The 14,604-nt window shown below is 71.9% G+C and carries 11 protein-coding genes and 1 pseudogene; 8 read left to right on the top strand and 4 right to left on the bottom strand.

Annotation, left to right across the window (positions count from 1 at the left end; genetic code table 11):
• Positions 1-9: 9 nt before the first annotated feature.
• A complete protein-coding gene (locus tag ACEXOX_RS04860; RefSeq protein WP_406519240.1) occupies positions 10-1,044 on the bottom strand; it encodes a phosphatidylinositol-specific phospholipase C domain-containing protein in 1,035 nt (344 codons plus the stop codon).
• 231 nt (positions 1,045-1,275) lie between these two features.
• On the opposite strand from ACEXOX_RS04860, the gene ACEXOX_RS04865 reads away from it, so the two are divergent.
• Positions 1,276-1,923: an endonuclease gene (locus ACEXOX_RS04865; protein WP_406519241.1), complete on the top strand. Its 648-nt coding sequence runs from the start codon at positions 1,276-1,278 to the stop codon at positions 1,921-1,923.
• A gap of 71 nt (positions 1,924-1,994) precedes the next feature.
• Here ACEXOX_RS04865 and ACEXOX_RS04870 read toward each other — a convergent pair whose 3' ends face one another.
• From ACEXOX_RS04870 to ACEXOX_RS04880, 3 genes and pseudogenes are all read right to left on the bottom strand, one after another.
• The gene (locus tag ACEXOX_RS04870) at positions 1,995-3,863 is read right to left on the bottom strand and encodes a transketolase (RefSeq protein ID WP_406519242.1); all 1,869 of its coding nucleotides are present in this window, start codon (positions 3,861-3,863) and stop codon (positions 1,995-1,997) included.
• A pseudogene (locus ACEXOX_RS04875) lies at positions 3,863-5,421 on the bottom strand (NAD(P)/FAD-dependent oxidoreductase). Before ACEXOX_RS04875 ends, ACEXOX_RS04870 begins: the two are co-directional and overlap by 1 nt.
• Before the next feature lie 160 nt (positions 5,422-5,581).
• Entirely contained in the window at positions 5,582-6,568 is a 987-nt protein-coding gene (locus ACEXOX_RS04880; protein ID WP_406519243.1) for an NADPH:quinone reductase, read from the bottom strand.
• A 92-nt stretch (positions 6,569-6,660) separates the two neighbouring features.
• Between ACEXOX_RS04880 and ACEXOX_RS04885 the strand changes: the two genes are divergently transcribed.
• The 7 genes from ACEXOX_RS04885 (at position 6,661) to ACEXOX_RS04915 (ending at position 14,538) form a co-directional block, all read left to right on the top strand.
• Complete coding sequence (locus ACEXOX_RS04885; RefSeq protein ID WP_406519244.1) at positions 6,661-7,731, top strand: gluconate 2-dehydrogenase subunit 3 family protein; 1,071 nt, start codon at positions 6,661-6,663, stop codon at positions 7,729-7,731.
• 12 nt (positions 7,732-7,743) lie between these two features.
• Positions 7,744-9,552 carry a GMC oxidoreductase gene (locus ACEXOX_RS04890; protein ID WP_406519245.1) on the top strand — a complete coding sequence of 603 codons (1,809 nt, stop codon included), beginning with the start codon at positions 7,744-7,746 and terminating at the stop codon, positions 9,550-9,552.
• A gap of 1 nt (position 9,553) precedes the next feature.
• Complete coding sequence (locus ACEXOX_RS04895) at positions 9,554-10,684, top strand: cupin domain-containing protein (protein ID WP_406519246.1); 1,131 nt, start codon at positions 9,554-9,556, stop codon at positions 10,682-10,684.
• Between the two features lie 194 nt (positions 10,685-10,878).
• Positions 10,879-11,949, top strand: coding sequence for a hypothetical protein (locus ACEXOX_RS04900; RefSeq protein WP_406519247.1), 1,071 nt, complete (start codon positions 10,879-10,881; stop codon positions 11,947-11,949).
• A complete protein-coding gene (gene glgX / locus ACEXOX_RS04905) occupies positions 11,949-13,619 on the top strand; it encodes a glycogen debranching protein GlgX (protein WP_406519248.1) in 1,671 nt (556 codons plus the stop codon). Before ACEXOX_RS04900 ends, glgX begins: the two co-directional genes overlap by 1 nt.
• Entirely contained in the window at positions 13,568-13,972 is a 405-nt protein-coding gene (locus tag ACEXOX_RS04910; protein WP_406519249.1) for a hypothetical protein, read from the top strand. Before glgX ends, ACEXOX_RS04910 begins: the two co-directional genes overlap by 52 nt.
• Before the next feature lie 125 nt (positions 13,973-14,097).
• Complete coding sequence (locus tag ACEXOX_RS04915) at positions 14,098-14,538, top strand: DUF2165 domain-containing protein (protein WP_406526231.1); 441 nt, start codon at positions 14,098-14,100, stop codon at positions 14,536-14,538.
• The last annotated feature ends 66 nt before the right edge of the window (positions 14,539-14,604 follow it).

The following is a 14,604-nucleotide window of genomic DNA, read 5'->3' on the forward strand; positions in this document are numbered from 1 at the left end:
CCGTACGCGCTACTTCCCGCGCGGCACCACCGTCTTGAGGACCTTCGGCAGCGGGTACCAGTCGGCGGTCGCGATGCTGCCGTGGGCGGCGGCGAGCTGGTTCAGCCGGGCCTGCGCCTGGGCCTCGGTGGGCTTGGTGCCGTCGATGACCGGGGGCACCTTGTGCGCGTCCGTCATGATCAGGAGGTAGTGGCGGCTGTCGTACCAGGCGGTGTCGATGCCGTCCTTCAGGTACGTCGCGGCGTCGCCGTCGAAGACCACGAACCAGGGGCGCAGCGCCGCGTCGGCGTACCGGGTGCGCGGGTCGCCCTTGGCCGCGCCGTGCACCGCGGGGAAGGCGGTGGACTGCGCGAGCTTGCCCTGGGCGGCGAGGTTCTTCAGGTGGGTGGCGTACTCGCGGTCGGTCCACAGCTTGTCGAGCGGGTTGCTCTCCTCGACCGTGCCGGGTATCAGCTCGAAGAGGAATTTGCCGTTCAGTGCGGAGCGGGCGGGCCAGCCGTCCGCCCGTACGGCCTCGTCGAGGTCGCGGTGGCCGGCGGCCAGGTCACCGGGCCCGTACACCGCGTCGCCGAGCTTGGCGCGGACCAGCGCGTCGAAGGCGGCCGGGCCCCGGCCGCCCTTGTCGTTGAAGCCGTCCTTCATCTCGACCTTGACCATGACCGGCCGGTGGCCGGGGTGGGCGTCGTGCCACGCCTTCATGTCGGCGAGGCAGCCGCCGAGGTCCTGGTCGCGCTTCTTGGTGCGCAGCTCGCCCGCGGTGGCGGCGTTGACGCAGTTGCTGTTGTTGCCGAACGGGTTGCTGTGCGAGACCCGCCAGGACTTGCCGAGCGCGTTGGTCCACACGTCCAGTTCGACGAGGCCCGCGCCGGAGTCCAACGCGTCGGCGAAGTACGGGTACTTGGTCTTCTCGTAGGCGTTGTGGACGCCGACGGACGTGGTGGCGCCGTACGATCCGGCGGGCTGTGCCGCACCGGCCGGGGCCCCCACCGCCAGCACCATCGCGGCCACGACCGCCGCCGTACCCACGCTCCGTGTTCTGTTCATGGTCCCCCGCATTCACTCCACTGGCCCCCGGCAGCCCCTGTGGCTCCGGAATCACCAACCCCTCCGGTCGAAGGAGCAGCGTACGGGAGTTGACGGGTGGTCCGGCCACCGGGTGGGTACGCGGGCCGGGAAACGCCGTGCCAGTTGAGCAAACCAGGACGTGAGGAAGATGTACGGCATCGTGGACACCGTGGACACACCCCTGCACGACACGACGTCCGGGAGGCGGTCATGAGCAGCGAGCGCGCCAGGGCCCGGGCCCTTCTGGACACCTACGGCCGGACCTACGCCGACGAGGCCGGTATCCGCCTGAAGGACACGCCGCAGCCGCTGTACCAGCTGCTGGTGCTCTCCTGCCTGCTCAGCGCCCGTATCCAGGCGAACATCGCGGTGGCGGCGAGCCGCGCGCTGTCCAAGGCGGGCCTGCGGTCCGCGCGGCGGATGAAGGACGCTACCTGGCAGCAGCGGGTGGACGCCCTCGGCGAGGGCGGTTACCGGCGCTACGACGAACGCACCGCGACCCAACTGGGGGACGGCGCCGAGCTGTTGCTCGGCACGTACGGCGGTGACCTGCGCCGGATACGGGACGCGGCGGACGGCGACACGGACCGGCTGCGCAAGCTGCTGCGCGAGGTCCCCGGCCTCGGGCCGGCCGGCGTCGACATCTTCCTGCGGGAGGCCCAGGCCGTGTGGCCCGAGCTTGCGCCGCACCTGGACGCCAAGGCGTTGCAGGGAGCGGAGCGCGTCGGGCTGCCGACCACGCCCGACGCGCTGCTCAAGGCCGCCGGGAAGAAGACGGAGCCCGCCGTGCTGGCGGCGGCGCTGGTGCGCGCTGCGCTCGACAAGAAGGGCGCGGAGGAGATCCGTAAGGCGAAGTGAGGGGCCGGGAGCGGACGGCGGCCCCGGCCCCCGAGGGGGACAGGGCCGCCGCCGCGGGCGCCCACGGTGCCTCACGGCGTCGAGGTGAGCAGCCCCCTGGCCGTCGCCGCGATCGCCTGGGCGTCGATGCCCGCCGCGCGCAGCTGCTCCTCCGGGGACGCCGACCCCGGCATGGTGCGGACCGCGAGCCGGGCCAGGCGCGGCACCGGCCGGCCGTCGGTGAAGGCGTCCAGCACCGCGTCGCCGAGGCCGCCCTCGGGGTGGTGGTCCTCCACGGTGATGATCCGCCCGGTGACGTCGGCGGCCTCCCGCAGCGTCGGCAGGTCCACCGGCTTGAGGGAGTACAGGTCGATGACGCGGGCGGCCACGCCCTCCTCGGCCAGGGTGTCGGCGGCGGCCAGCGCCTCGTGGACGGTCACCCCGGCGGCCACGAGGGTGACCCGGTCCTCGGGCGTGGCGCGCAGCGTCTTGCTGCCGCCGATCGGGAAGTCCTCCCCGGGCCCGTAGATGACCGGGCTCTCGCCGCGGGAGGTCCGCAGGTAGCGGATGCCGCTCGCGTCGGCCATGGCGGCGGTCAGGCGGGCCGCCTGGTTGGCGTCGCACGGGTACAGCACGGTGCTGCCGTGCACGGCGCGGAACGCGGCCAGGTCCTCCAGGCCCATCTGCGAGGGGCCGTCCTCGCCGATGGCGACGCCCGCGTGCGACCCGACGAGGTTGAGGTCGGCCCGGCTGACGGCGGCCATCCGGACGAAGTCGTAGGCGCGGGCGAGGAAGGCGGCGAAGGTGGTGGCGTACGGGACCCAGCCGCGTACCTGCATGCCGACCGCCGCGGCCACCATCTGCTGCTCGGCGATGTAGCACTGGAAGTACCGGTCGGGGTGGGCGTCGCCGAACATCTGGGCGCGGGTGGAGTCGCCGACCTCGCCGTCCAGCGCCACCACGTCCTCGCGGGCGGCGCCCAGCGCGGCGAGGGCCTCGCCGAAGGCGTTGCGGGTGGCGACGGAGTCACCGACCTTGTAGTCCGGCAGTTCGGGCGCGCCGCCGCCGGTCCGCGGGCGTGGTGCGGCGTCGCGCGGCCGGTGCACCTCCACGTGCAGGTCACGGGCGCCGCCCAGCTCCTCGATGGCCTCCCCCGCGTCCTTCAGCGGCTTGCCGTGCTTGCCTTCCTGGTCGGCCACCTCGCGCACGCCCTGGCCCTTGCGGGTCTTCGCGATGATCGCGGTGGGCCGGTCCGTGGTGGCGGCCGCCTCGGCGTACGCGCGGTCCACGGCCGCCACGTCGTGGCCGTCCACCTCGATCGTGTGCCAGTCGAAGGACCGGATGCGGCGCGCGTAGGCGTCCAGGTCCCAGCCGTGCCGGGTGGCGCCGCGCTGGCCGAGCCGGTTCACGTCGATGATCGCGGTGAGGTTGGCCAGCTTCTCGTACCCGGCGTGCTCGAACGCCTCCCACATCGAGCCCTCGGCCATCTCGCTGTCGCCGCACACCACCCACACGCGGTACGGGACCCGGTCCAGGTCGCGCCCCGCCAGCGCGAGGCCGACGCCGAAGGGCAGCCCCTGGCCGAGCGAACCGGTGGCCACGTCCACCCACGGGATGCGCGGAGTGGGGTGCCCTTCCAGCAGGCTGCCGTTCTTGCGGAAGGTCAGCAGCTGCTCGTCGGTGAGGGCCCCGGCCGCCTTGCCCATGGCGTACACCAGGGGCGAGGCGTGTCCCTTGGAGAAGATCAGGTGGTCGTTGCCGGGGTTCTCGGGGGCGTCGAAGTCGTAGCGCAGATGCGTGTCGAGCAGGACCGCGGCCAGGTCGGCCGCGGACATCGAGGAGGTCGGGTGGCCGGAGCCGGCGGCGTCGGCGGCGCGTACGGAGTCGACGCGCAGCTGTTGTCCCAGCTCGCGCAGCCGGTCGTACCGTGTGTCCTCGTCCGGGGTGTTCTGCGTGCTCATCAGGTTCCTTCCGCTTTTCGGGGCCCGTCGGACTGCTTTCCGGCCGCCTCGGGCCGGTCCTTCGGGCCGGTGTTCTCCCCCGGTGCGTCCGATCCCCCCGAGCCCTCCGGTTCCCCTGTTTTTCCGGATGTACCCGGTGTCGTCCGCCGGTCTGGTGCGTCGTTCTTGGCTGCCTTCGCCGCGGGCCCGTCCGCCTTCTCCGCGTCCCCGGCCTGCTTCCCCGCGCGTCCGTCCGCCGGTATCCGGGCCAGCTCCGGCGCCGCCGTGTCCAGCGGCACCGACCAGGAGCGCACCAGGCCCAGCTGGACGCCCTGGCGCGGCAGGGCCGCGTCCAGCAGCCAGTCGGCGGCGACCCTGACCCGGTTGCCGGGCATCGCCATCAGGTGGTAACCGCGGGTCACGGCGTTGGCGACCGGGCCGGACAGCGGGACGTGCAGCGGGTTGGCGGCGGCCTGCACCCCGCCGAGGTCGACCATGAAGCCCAGGTCGTGGTGCTTGTAGGCGCGCGGCTCGCCCTGCCCGTAGGAGGCGGCGACGTTGTGGGCCGCGACCTTGCCCTGGCGCTGCGCGTGCTGGGCGGTCATCGGCGTCGTCTCGCCCGGCCGGGTCAGATCCGGTACGGCGGCGGCGTCGCCGCAGGCGAGCACCTCGGGGTGGCCGGGCACGGCGAGGAACTCGTCCACGCACAGCCGGCCGCGTTCGGTGGGCAGCCCCAGCGACTCGACCAGCGGGTCCGGGCGGACGCCGACGCACCAGATCAGCGACCGGGTGTCGACGGACGTGCCGTCGTCCAGGAGGACCCCTCGGAGGTGGCTTCCTTGACGGAGGTCTTGGTGCGGATCTCGACGCCGCGTTTGCTGAGCACGCGGTGCGCGGTGCGCGACAGCCGGTGGTCCAGTTCGGGCAGGACCCGGTCGGCGAGGTCCAGCAGGATCCAGCGGGGCTGCGGTGCGCCGCGCAGGCCGACGTTGTGGCGGGCCAGCGACCGGGTGAACGTCACACCGTGCGCGGCGACTTCGGTGCCGGTGTAGCCCGCGCCGACCACCACGAAGGTCATCCGGGCGGCCCGCTCGGCCGGGTCCTCGGCGGCACCCGCCAGCTCGATCTGGCGGGTCATGTGGTCCCGCAGGTACAGCGCCTCGGGCATGCCGCGGAAGCCGTGCGCGTGCTCGGCGACGCCCGGGATGGGCAGCAGCTTGTTGACGCTGCCGACGGTCAGCACGAGACGGTCGTAGCCGAGCGAGCCGGTACGGCCCTCCGGGTCGGTGTACTCCACCCGGCGGCGGTCCAGGTCGACGCCGCCGACCTGGCCGAGCACCAGCCGGACGCCCGGCAGGGTGCCGGTCAGCGACACCGAGACCCGGCGCGGCTCCAGGATCCCGGCGGAGACCTCGGGCAGCAACGGCAGGTAGAGGAAGTAGTCGTTGGGGTTGATCAGCACGATCTCCGCGGCACCGCGGGACTTCTTGGCGAGCGTGCGGGCGCATTCGTACCCGGCGAAGCCCGCCCCCACGATCACCACGCGCGGCCGCCTCCCGTTACGGGCCTCCGCCACCATCTGCGTCTCCTCTCACCTCGGGGTCCTGCCCTGATCGGCCCGGGTGCCCGCATTCCGCGCGGGTATGTACGCCGTACGGCCCAGTCCGGCCGTACCGGGCGGCGTTCGGCCACCTGCCCCGGCGCAGGGTCCTCCCGAGCCGCCCCGGCCCTCCGGCCCCTCAGTCCGGCAACGCGAGCAGCACCCGCCCCGGCGTCCCCGGATGTTCGACCGCTTCGTGCGCGGCGGCGACGTCGTCGAGCGGGTGCACGGCCGCGACCGGATAGCGCAGCGCGGACGTGGCGGCCGCCGCGGTGATGTCGGGCAGGGCCAGGCGTACCGCTTCCCGGGGGAAGTCGTCGTAACCGAGCAGCCGCACGGTCGCGTTCTTGAAGGCCAGTGGCCAGAAGGGCAGCGCGGGGGCGGGTTCGTGGGTGGCGTAGGCGGTGACGGTGCCGCCCGGGGCGAGCAGGCGCGCGTCGAGGGCGGCGTTGGCGTCGAAGGCGACCTCGACGACCCGGTCGGCGCCGCGTCCGCCGGTCAGGGCCAGTACCGCGTCCACCACGTCGTCCCCGGCGCACACCGCGCGGTCCACGCCCAGTTCCCGTAGCGCGGCGATCTGGCCGGGACGGCTGACCGTGCCGATGACCTGCGCGCCCGCCCGCCGCGCCAGAACGGCCGCGGCGCGGCCGACGCTGCCCAGGGCGCCCGCCACGACCACCGTCCGCCCGGCCACCGGGCCGTCCGCGAAGACCGCGCGGTGGGCGGTGATGCCGGGGATGCCGAGGCAGGCGCCCTGTTGGGCGGAGACGGTGTCGGGCAGGGCGCCGACGCAGCCCTCGGGGACGACGGTGTACTGGGCGGCGGTCCCGTAGGGGCGGTAGCTCTGGGCGTACGAGCACCAGGCGCGGCGGCCGATCCAGGCGACCGACACCCCGTCACCGGCCGCGTCCACCACCCCCGCTCCGTCGCTGTGCGGCACGGTACGCGGAAAGGCGGGGGCGGCGGATCCCAGCCACACCTGCCGCTTCTTCACGTCCCCGGGATTGATGCCGGAGTACGCCAGCCGGATGCGCAGTTCCCCGGGGCCGGGCTCGGGAGTGGGCAGCTCCCCCACCTGGAACACCTTTCGGGCCGGACCCCTGTTCTCGTACCAAGCGGCGCGCATACCGGCACGATACGGCGTCTGCCGACGGCGTGGACAACCCCCGCCGCGCGCAATACTTTCGATGGCACCTCAAGCCGTCCCGGAGGTGCGCGGTGAAGATCGAGGTCATCGAGAAGGACGATCAGTACATTCTCAATCACTGCACCAAATACCTCGCCAGGGAAAGCCGGGACGCGCGCCATGATTTCGGGCAGTACGCGCCGGGCGACGAACGGGCGGCGATCTGCGAGGCGTGGCGCTTCCCGGTCGTGGACGCGCACTGGGACGGGTCGTCGGCGGCCGCTTCGTATCCGTACAACGACGTGACGTTCGTCTACGACGGCCGCCGCACCGCGCCTGCCCCGGTGGCCGTACTGGGCACCTTCGGGCCGCTGCACTCGCCGGTGCCGCTGCGTCCGCTGATGTTCGCGGGTGAGCCGACCGGCTTCTCCGCCACCACCGTGCGCGTCCCGAAAGGGCAGGTCCACACGTACAAGTTCGCGGTGGACGGGGTCTACACGCTCGACCCGGTCAACCCGCAGCGCACCGTGCTGGACAACGGCGAGCCGTGGTCCCGCTTCTTCACCGACGCCTGCACCGTGCCGCTGTCGCTCAGCCGTACCGAGCGCGACCTGCTGGGCCGGCTGGTGTGCCATCTGCTGCCCTTCCGGCTCGACGAGAACCGGCGGCTGATCCGCGGGGTGTACGAGTCGCTGGACCGCGCGAGCCGGGACGAGGAATTCCCGCTGGCATATCTGCTGGACGACGAGGTGGGTACGGTCAACTACATCGACAAACTGATCGCCCGCCAGGAACAGCACCACGCCGATGATTACCACACCTGCCTCAAAATCATCGGGGAAATCATCCGCTCCCGTTTCGGCGGCCTTGATCCGGCGGCCGCGCCCGCGGAGCTGTACGCGGATCTCTACCGGCAGATGGAAACGGAGAAGGTCGACGGCTGGGACTACTCCCGTTACGGAAGTCCGCGGTTCTTCCTGCTGCTCCTGCGCTGGCACGCGATGACCGGTGCCTTCGCCCATCCCAAACACGGCGGGAATTCCGGCGCGGCGGGCTGGATGTACCTGGAGAGCCGGTTCCGGGACGCGCGGGACGGCACGCTCTTCGACTGGCGGCGGGCGCTGGAGGCGCCGCTGGGCCACAACACCGACTACCGCGGCTGAGTGGAGGACGGCATGGACGGGGAGAGTGCCGAAGTCGTCGTCATTGGCAGCGGCGCGGGCGGCGCACCGCTCACCCATACGCTCGTACGGGCCGGCCACCGGGTGGTCGTGCTGGAGAAGGGGCCGTTGCTGCGCACCCAGGCGCAGAGCCCCACCGGCCTGTCGGACTTCAAGCGCGACGAGTGCTTCGCCACCGGGTCGGAGAAGCGGATCACCGTGCAGGGCGTGGCCAACACCGGCGAGTCGTACTTCTCCAGCCATGTGGAGCCGGACCTGAACGACGAGCCGCACGTCTACCGCGACAGCGACGGCCGGGACCGGGTCACCATCGAGGGCTACACCGCCCAGGTCGTCGGGGGCGGCACCCAGTTGTACGGCGGTGTCTCTCCCCGCTTCACCCCGGAGGACCTGCGGCTGGCCACCCTCAACGCGTCGCGCGGCGACCTGCGCGACGACCCGGGCGGCGAGGTGCGCCGGGAGGCCCGTGACTGGCCGCTGGACTACGCCGCGCTGGAGCCGTACTACACCAAGGCCGAGGAGCTCGTCGGCATCAACGGGACCTGGGACGGGCAGGCCAAGGTCCCGTCCCGGGACCGCTACCAGCCGCCGCTGGAGCCCAATCCCATCAGCGCGTACGCGGCCGCCGGCATGGACGCGCTCGGCATGCGCCGCTACCGCACCCCGCTCGCGGTCATCACCCGCGACCACGCGCCCAGCGGCCGTACGGTGCCCGCCGACACCGACACCATCAAGACGGCGTTCGTCAACCGCTACGGCGACCCGCTGGGCCTGAAGTCCAACGCCTGGGTGTCGCTGCTGGCGCCGCTGCGCGACGTCAACGGCAGCGGCGGCCTGGACCTGCGGGCCAACTGCACCGTCACCCACTTGGAGGCGGACGGCCCGCGCGTGACCAAGGTGCACTACCGCGACCCCGGCGGCCGCCCGCGCACCCTCACCGCCGGCACCGTCGTCGTGGCCTGCTCGGCCATCGAGTCCGTACGGCTGCTCCAGCTCTCCGGGCTGCTCGACCCGGCCTTCGACAAGCGCGTCAACGCCCACGGGCTGCTGGGGCGCTACTTCTTGACGCACTGCTTCGGCGGCGCGCAGTGCATCGTGCCGGACCGCTCGGACAAGTCCAAGACGCTGGACTCGGACTGGGCCACCGACCACTGCGCGCGCCCCGAGTGGTTCCGCGCCCAGGGCCTGTGGGCGGGCGGCGTGATCTACAACAACACCTCCGACGGCGCCCTGCCCATCTCCCTCGCCCGCACCTGGCACGCGATGGACATGGACACCATGTGGAAGGGCTACCTCTACGACACGAGCCTGGTCGGCAACGGCTTCGAGGACTACCTGGAGGAGAGCTTCGGGCGGCGCCTGTCCGTGGCGTTCATGGCCAACCAGGTACCGCAACGGGAGAACCGCATCGAGCTGCACCCGAGCGTCAAGGACAAGTGGGGCCGCCCGGTCGCGTACATCATCAAGACCTGGCACCCGCACGACCGGGCGCTGATGGACACCCTCGCCGAGCAGTGCCGGCAGATCCTGGTGCGCGGCGGTGACGTGCGCGACGTCAGCTCGGGGTCGGTGGGCGGCTCGGTGGTACGGATCGCCAACCACGTACTGGGCGGCGCCCGGTTCGGCACGAACGCCCGGGACTCCGTCCTCGACCCCGACTGCCGGGCCTGGAACTTCGACAACCTCTACGTCACCGACGGGGCGTTCATGCCGACCTCGGGCAGCGCCAACCCGACGCTGACCATCGAGGCCAACTCCTTCCGCGTCGGCGACGTGCTGCTGGACAGGGTCGGGAGGCCGTGAGATGGACAGCCGTTTCGACGAGGTCTACACCCACCCCGAGAACGAGATCTTCCGTGTCGTCTTCTACCCGGACCGGATCTACCACGCCCGCTACCTCAACGCCACCCGCTCCTCCCGCTACCGCTACTACGTCGCCGAGGTGCGCGGCTCGGCGGACGGCACCGCCATCAAGGGCGACGTCTTCCTGGGCGGCACCAAGCTGTGCCCGATGCTGCGCATCGAGTACTCCGGCATCCGGCTCGTGGAACAGGCCAGGGAGTTCAACCGGCGGCTCGGGCCCCGTACGAAGGCCTGGCTGAAGGTCACCGGCGAGGACCCGGCGGACTCCGCCGAGGCCATCGTCACACTGCACTGGGACCCGGTGATCGGCGCGTACGCGACGGAGATCTGGGAGACGCTGGAGCCGCCGGACGGCACCGCGCACGATCACCGCGTCCTGCCGCTGATGGGCTGCAACGCGCCGATCACGCGGGTGCCGCAGCTGTCCCCGCTGCTCGGCTCGGTCTCCGAGGTGGCGATGGCGTTCCGTGAGGACGGCGTGCTGTACCCGACCGGCCAGCGGCTCGGCAACCCGCAGTGGGACAACGCCTACCTCCGCTCCCACCAGGAGCCGCGCACCCAGGAGCCCAGCGACCCCCTCAACACCGTCGCCGACAGCAACTACCTCCTCGACTTCCAGCGCGGCTTCTTCATCCCGGACGCCTCGCAGATCCCGCCGGTCAACTACCGCAACGCCATGACCGACGAGGGCAACCCGGAGCGCCGGGACGGCAACATCGTGCAGATGCGCTGGCTGTTCCAGCGGGAACTCGGCAGCGACCTGGTGTTCTTCCACGAGGTGACGGTGCCGCCGGGCGCGGTGGAGGGCACCCACCGGCACATCGGCTCGGAGGAGCTGTACTACGTCGTCTCCGGCACCGGCACCGCGTACATGAGCGACGGCGACGACCCGACGACCGCGAACTACCCGCTGGTGGAGCGGCCCGTCTTCGGCATCGGCCCGGTCAAGTGCCGTGAGCTGCCGGTCAAACCGGGCAGCGTGCTCTACACCAAGAGCGGCGGCGTGCACGGCATCCGCAACCCGGGCACCGAGCCGCTGAAGTTCGTCGCGTTCCTCTACCACACCACCTGAGGCGGTCCCGCGATGCCCAAGATCGTGCACACCGACTCGGTCTTCCGCGTCGACCCGGTCAAGCCCCGGACTACGCGGAGGCCAACCCGCTGCTGAAGCTGCTGGGCCTGGTCGAGCGCACCCGGTTCGCCGCCGAACGCGAGCTGTACGAACCCGCCTCGCTCCAGCACCTGTTCCCGCTGCGCACACTCCAGTTGTACGGACCCGCCTCACCCGACCAGGACCAGCTGGACCCGACGCAGCAGGACGACAAGACCGACTTCCAGAAGCAGAACGTCCGTGACTTCACCCTCGCCGACACCCGGGCCGTACGCGGCTGGGCGGAGATCGGTGACTGGCGCGGCCCGTTCCTCCAACTGTCCTACCGGGGCGGCCCGGACTCCGCGCTGTGGCGCGAAGCCGGTCAGCTCGGTGACGCCATCGGCTGTGTGCTGTCCGTCCAGGGCAGCCGCCCGGTGCCGGTCCGGGTGCCGTACGACGAGGAGACCGACTTCTACACGATCGAACTGTGGGGCCGGGTCGGCGACGGCCTCCGCGACCTCCTCGGCCCTCGCGGCCGGACGGCACTCGACTCCGGACTGCTGCAACCGCGCCCGGACCTCGTCACCGGCCTCGGCCAGGACTTCCACCGCGACCAGATGACCAACCAGGACCTGCGGCTGGTCGCCCCGCGGCACGCCATGCACCCCGTGCTCCCCTGCTACATCGACGTGCGCTGGACCGCGAGCCCGGACGGCGCCGGCTCGGCCGACCCGCCCGCCGGATCGGTACGCCTGGGCTTCGAGATGAAGATCCGCGGCTGGGACAACTACCTCGGCGTCGGCACCAGTCCCACCCCGCACGGCGGCGTCGGCTTCCTCGAATACCGCACTTTGTTCAGCGAGTACGGCCGCTGGGCGGGCACCGACGACCTGCGGCGCACCCTGGAGCCGTACAACCTCGACGCGTACGGCAACAAGGGGCACGCGAGCGGCGACGTCGAACCCTTCCTCGCCGTCACCTACATGGACCTGCACGTCCTCGACCCGGCCTGCGGCATCGGCCTGCACCGGCACCGCGACAACCAGGAGGTCTTCCTGATGCTGGAGGGCGACGGGCTGATGGTGATCGGCGACTGGGCCGACTCCGGCAGCCGGGTGCGCTCCTTCGAGGTGCGCCGGCTGCCCGCCGGGCACCTCGCCCTCCTCAAGGGCGGCAATCTGCACGGGCTGATGAACCCGGCGGACCAGCGGGCGTCCCTCTTCATGTTCGGCGGATACGACTGATGACCACCTCCCTCCTGCCCGGCGACCCGTACCGGCTCGGCGCCCACTGGGACGGCTCCGGCACCTCCTTCGCCGTGTACTCCTCGGCGGGCGCGTACGGCGGCTCCGTCGAACTGTGCCTGCTCGACGAGGGCGGAGAGCGGCGGCTTCCGATGGCGGTGGACTGCGACATCTGGCACACCTACGTCCCGGACGTGGGCCCCGGCCAGGGTTACGGCTACCGCGCGCACGGCCCGTTCGCGCCGGAGCGGGGGCTGCGCTTCGACCCGTCCCGGCTGCTGCTCGACCCGTACGCGAAGGCCCTGAAGCCGACGGGGGCGCGCACGCTGCTGCCGCTGGTCGCCGACACGGCGTTCGACTGGGGTGACGACCGGGCGCCGCGCCACCCGTGGTCGCGGACGTTCCTGTACGAGACGCACGTCAAGGGCCTGACCGCGCAGCACCCCGAGGTGCCGGCGCCCCTGCGTGGTACGTACGCCGGGCTGGCGCACCCGGCCGTCACCGGGCACCTGAACCGCCTCGGCGTGACGGCCGTGGAACTGATGCCGGTGCACCAGTTCCTCCCCGAGCCGTTCCTCCTCGACCGGGGCCTGACCAACTACTGGGGCTACTCCACCATCGGCTTCTTCGCGCCGCACGCCGCCTACAGCTCGACGGGCCACGAGGGCGGCCAGATCACCGAGTTCAAGGCGATGGTCAAGACCCTGCACGCCGCCGGCCTCGAAGTGATCCTCGACGTCGTCTACAACCACACCGCCGAAGGCCCGCCCGACGACCCCACCCTGAGCTTCCGCGGCCTGGCCAACGAGATCTACTACCGGCTGGACCCGGCCGACCCGTCCCGTTACGTCGACACGACCGGCACCCGCAACACCCTGAACGCGGGCCGCCCCGAAGTGCTGCGCCTGATCATGGACTCGCTGCGCTACTGGATCACCGAGACGCACGTCGACGGCTTCCGCTTCGACCTGGCCGCGACCCTGGCCCGGCAGTACGGCTACGTCGACCGGCTGGCCGCCTTCTTCGGCCTGCTCTACCAGGATCCGGTCGTCGGCCGCGTCAAACTCATCGCCGAGCCCTGGGACGTCGGCGCGCCCGACAGCTACCAGGTGGGCCGTTTCCCGCCCGGCTGGAACGAGTGGAACGACCGTTACCGCAACACCGTGCGCGACTTCTGGCGGGGCCGCCCGGCCGTCGGCGACCTGGCGAGCCGGATCGCCGGCTCCTCCGACCTGTACGCCCCCGAACGGCGCGGCCCGGACGCCTCCATCAACTTCGTCACCTGCCACGACGGCATGCCCCTGACCGACCTGGTCACCTACGCGCAGAAACACAACGAGGCCAACGGCGAGAACAACCGCGACGGCACGGACGACAACCGCTCCGCCAACTACGGCGTCGAAGGCCCGACCAGGGACCCGGCCATCGTCTCCGTCCGCGAACGCCAGCGCCGCAACATGCTCGCCACCCTGCTCCTCTCCCAGGGCTGCACGATGCTCCACGGCGGCGACGAACTCGGCCGTACGCAAGGCGGCAACAACAACGCGTACTGCCAGGACAATCCCACGAGTTGGTACGACTGGCCGGCACCCACCCCCTCACCGACTTCGTGCGCCGGGTGGTCTCCCTGCAACGCGACCACCCGGTACTCCAACGCACCAGCTTCCTGACGGGTTCCGGCAGTCCCCCGGACATCGCCTGGTACGACCGCGAGGGCCGCCCGATGACCCCGGCCCGCTGGGACGACCCGGCCACCCGCTTCCTCGCCTTCCTCCTCGCCGGAGACCGCGCGGCAGCACCGGACACCGACCTCCTGGCGCTCCTCAACTCCGGAGCGGACGCGGTCGACTTCGCCGTACCCGGCCGGACCGGCGCCGTGTACGAAGTGGTACTGGACACCACCGCGCCGGACGGCGCCCCGGCGGCCTCGGCCACGCTGAAGACGGGCGACGTGTGCACCGTCCCGGCCCGCACGGTGCTGGTGGCGACAGCTGAGCTGCCGACCGGACGACAGCACCCGTAAGGTGCCCGGGACAGCACGCACCCTCACCGCACGCCAGGGAGAACCGCAATGCCGATACGCGCCACCAGACCGCTCCAGGCCCTCCCCTCGCCGCGACCGTGCTCACCGGCACGGTCGCGCTCTACATGGCGCTCGTCGCGTTCGGCAACATCACCGACTTCGGCACCAACCAGGCGTTCGTCCAGCACGTCCTGGCCATGGACACCACCTTCAAGGACCCGGACCTGATGTGGCGGGCCGTCGAGTCCACCACGCTCCAGAACATCGCGTACGTCCTGATCATCGCCTGGGAGACGGTCGCGGCGCTGGTCCTCGTCGCGGCAACCGCCCTGTGGGCACGCGAACTGCGCCGGGGCTCGGGCTACGCCGGGGCGCGCCGTGTCGCCACCGCCGGCCTGCTGATGGTGCTGCTGCTCTTCGGCGCGGGCTTCATCGCGATCGGCGGCGAATGGTTCTCCATGTGGCAGTCCAAGACCTGGAACGGCCTGGAGGCCGCCACGCGCAACTTCGTGGTGGCGGGGGTGGCGCTGGTGGTCGTTCATCTGCGGGCGGCCGACGAGCGGTAGCCGGGCCCGGGCTCTCGCTCCGCGGCGCTCACTCACGAGCGCGTACCGGCTCGATCCTGTCGCCCA

It is taken from the genome of Streptomyces sp. Ac-502 (genome assembly GCF_045222935.1).
Lineage (GTDB): Bacteria > Actinomycetota > Actinomycetes > Streptomycetales > Streptomycetaceae > Streptomyces > Streptomyces monomycini.

Bases quoted from the DNA above. Each gene is read 5' to 3' on its own strand.
- ACEXOX_RS04890 (WP_406519245.1), top strand. From the start codon at position 7,744: ATGGACGGGGAGAGTGCCGAAGTCGTCGTCATTGGCAGCGGCGCGGGC.
- ACEXOX_RS04915 (WP_406526231.1), top strand. From the start codon at position 14,098: ATGGCGCTCGTCGCGTTCGGCAACATCACCGACTTCGGCACCAACCAG.
- glgX (WP_406519248.1), top strand. From the start codon at position 11,949: ATGACCACCTCCCTCCTGCCCGGCGACCCGTACCGGCTCGGCGCCCAC.
- ACEXOX_RS04860 (WP_406519240.1), bottom strand. From the start codon at position 1,044: ATGAACAGAACACGGAGCGTGGGTACGGCGGCGGTCGTGGCCGCGATG.
- ACEXOX_RS04865 (WP_406519241.1), top strand. From the start codon at position 1,276: ATGAGCAGCGAGCGCGCCAGGGCCCGGGCCCTTCTGGACACCTACGGC.
- ACEXOX_RS04895 (WP_406519246.1), top strand. From the start codon at position 9,554: ATGGACAGCCGTTTCGACGAGGTCTACACCCACCCCGAGAACGAGATC.
- ACEXOX_RS04870 (WP_406519242.1), bottom strand. From the start codon at position 3,863: ATGAGCACGCAGAACACCCCGGACGAGGACACACGGTACGACCGGCTG.
- ACEXOX_RS04880 (WP_406519243.1), bottom strand. From the start codon at position 6,568: ATGCGCGCCGCTTGGTACGAGAACAGGGGTCCGGCCCGAAAGGTGTTC.